The sequence below is a fragment of the Gilliamella sp. Fer4-1 genome (genome assembly GCF_001690515.1).
Classification (GTDB): domain Bacteria; phylum Pseudomonadota; class Gammaproteobacteria; order Enterobacterales; family Orbaceae; genus Gilliamella; species Gilliamella apicola_C.
This window is the reverse complement of the sequence record NZ_LZGZ01000308.1, coordinates 1-2,314: the sequence shown is the minus strand read 5'-3', so window position 1 is coordinate 2,314 and position 2,314 is coordinate 1. Positions and strand designations below refer to the sequence as shown.

Below are 2,314 nucleotides of genomic sequence, written 5' to 3'. Positions count from 1 at the left end.
AGATAAAGATTGTTGACCTTTAGTGTAAGTTAACTTACAACAATAAACATCAAGTAAAGGACTTGATAAGGTAAACCCCCGACCTAAGACAAGGGCTTAAGGAGAAGAAAAATGAAAAAGAAAATATTCATTTTAATTCTGCTACTTTTGATAAGCTCGCCAGCATTCTGAAGTAGTTCAAAGGAGAAGGAAACCTCTCCGATAACCTTAAATATAACAATTTAATTTTAAAAAATCAAGGCGGATAACATGGCATTAACAAGAGTTGAAATTAATCAAAAAAGTGACCAAAAACGAGGAATTAAAGTGAAAGGCTTCAAACTACACGTTGATGATATCGCATTAATTGAACAAGCAAGTAAAAGCTTAGATATTCCTCAAGCCAAGCTTATTGTTGATGCTGTGAAATTTTACCTTGATAACAAAAAAGCCTCTAATTGAGGCTTTCTTTATTACATTGCTCTGTAATAAATTTATTATCATGACCCTGAATTTGTTTAATTTGTTGATTGCGCTTGCATTCCCATTGTTCAGGCGGATACATTTTATTCCACGCTGTCATTAATTTGCGCTCAGAATCCGATAAGTTAATGTTGTATTTATCTGACATATAAAAATGAGTGCGTGCAATTATGCCTCGAATCTCGTCACGTGGTTGAAATTGACGAGCTTTAAAGTCAACTGCAGATTGACATTGTCCATACTGATTAAATTGATTAGTGAATTGCGAGTATCGGTAGTTGGAACGGTCACCGTTAACTTCGCCAATTGCAGGCTGTAGATTATGCATGTCACCTTCCATCAGATTAAACGTAGCATCTTTTTTACACGCCTTACGTCCACCATCTCGCCAACATTGTAAATGGCGTCCAAAATTTTCAGCTGGCATGACATGTTCCCATTCTATACGAGAGGCTCGAGCTTCATTTTTTCTGGGTTTGTAACCACATTTACCAAAATCAACAACGCCTTTTTTATCGTTAAAGCTAAATTCACAAGCGCAATAAAACTCAGTTTGTTTTGGGTTTGATTTATACAATTTAGTTAATTGGTTTTTTGCTGTATTAAAGTTTTGTGTTGAATTAGCAAAAAAAGAAACAAGCACAAGCGAGATGATAAACTTTTTCATAAATCCGTTTAAAAAACAACTCCAAAATAAATAAAAATATCGAGCGTTCTAATTAAAAATCATCGCACTCAATTAACTATAAGTACCAAGCAAGAAACTTGAGAAAGTAAACCCTCGATCTAAGTTGGGATAAGGAGAAGAAAAATGAAAATACTAATCATTGTTCTTCTACTTCTATTTAAGTTTTCCAGCTTTTTAGTAGTATCAAAGGCGAGAAGAGCCTCGCTTTTGATCTTAACTATAACAATAAAATCTTAAAAAATCAAGGTAGTTAAGATTGCATTAATTAATGTAAATAAGTGAAAACTTAGATAGTTTGCAAGTTTAATTTATGGTTGATACTGTAAAGCTTTGTCTATGAGGTTTTATCTATAAAGTTTTGTTTAAATAGTAAAAAAGCCTCTAAATGAGGCTTTCTTTTAAATTCAATAATGAGCGATGCTCTTGTAAAGTTAATGATTTATGATATTTTCTTGGATTACCACACATCCAACAAGAACAGGCTACCGGTGTTATTACATGCTTTTTAAGCGATTTTCTAGTATTGCCAGAATGAAAATCATGCTTTCTGTTATCTAAACATCGCTTAGCCTGATGTCGTCTATATGCTCGTGCTCTCATAAAATGACTTACATATGGAAACAAAAAAAGCCCAACTATTTTAGTGGACTTAAATTCTGTGCGCTTAACACCGCATCATGTGCATATCATATATTTAAACGTTTAAACAGTCAAGTGTTTTATTGTATATTTCACGCTTTTTTTATTACTATAATTTGTAGCTCCATTTCTAGTGTATGAATAATCTTAGGCATAGAATTAAACTAAGGTAGTTTTGTGGTAAAAACATTAATGTCACCTTTCACCACCACTTAAAAACTTCAATAAAATCAATTGGTTTTCTGAATGGCTTTTATCATACCCGATTTGCCGTTTTTCTGTTATATCATAGCCTTTGTTCCTGATATCGTACACTAAGCTACACCTAAACGTACTTTATATCGCTAATCAGATGTTTTGATATAACTAAATAGCCCATTTAATTTGAGCCCACGTTTGGTAATAACCTGGCATACTTATATTTAACTGGCATGGCATTTGTCCATTTTAGGGCGAAGTTCACTCATTGCTTCTAAAAGCACTGGTATATCCTTGTGTATACAGGGAACACAATATAATAATAGG

The 2,314-nt window shown here is 33.1% G+C and carries 2 protein-coding genes; one reads left to right on the top strand and one right to left on the bottom strand.

The genetic code is table 11. The features are described 5' to 3' along the window. The first annotated feature begins 249 nt into the window (after positions 1-249). Positions 250-441 carry a hypothetical protein gene (locus tag A9G30_RS10440; RefSeq protein ID WP_065568057.1) on the top strand — a complete coding sequence of 64 codons (192 nt, stop codon included), beginning with the start codon at positions 250-252 and terminating at the stop codon, positions 439-441. Here the strand turns inward: A9G30_RS10440 and A9G30_RS10435 are convergent. After that, positions 434-1,129 carry an endonuclease gene (locus A9G30_RS10435; protein ID WP_065568058.1) on the bottom strand — a complete coding sequence of 232 codons (696 nt, stop codon included), beginning with the start codon at positions 1,127-1,129 and terminating at the stop codon, positions 434-436. The two genes, A9G30_RS10440 and A9G30_RS10435, sit on opposite strands and share 8 nt — an antisense overlap. Positions 1,130-2,314 lie beyond the last annotated feature (1,185 nt).

Coding starts and splice junctions, on each gene's coding strand:
- A9G30_RS10435 (WP_065568058.1), bottom strand. CDS start 1,129: ATGAAAAAGTTTATCATCTCGCTTGTGCTTGTTTCTTTTTTTGCTAAT.
- A9G30_RS10440 (WP_065568057.1), top strand. CDS start 250: ATGGCATTAACAAGAGTTGAAATTAATCAAAAAAGTGACCAAAAACGA.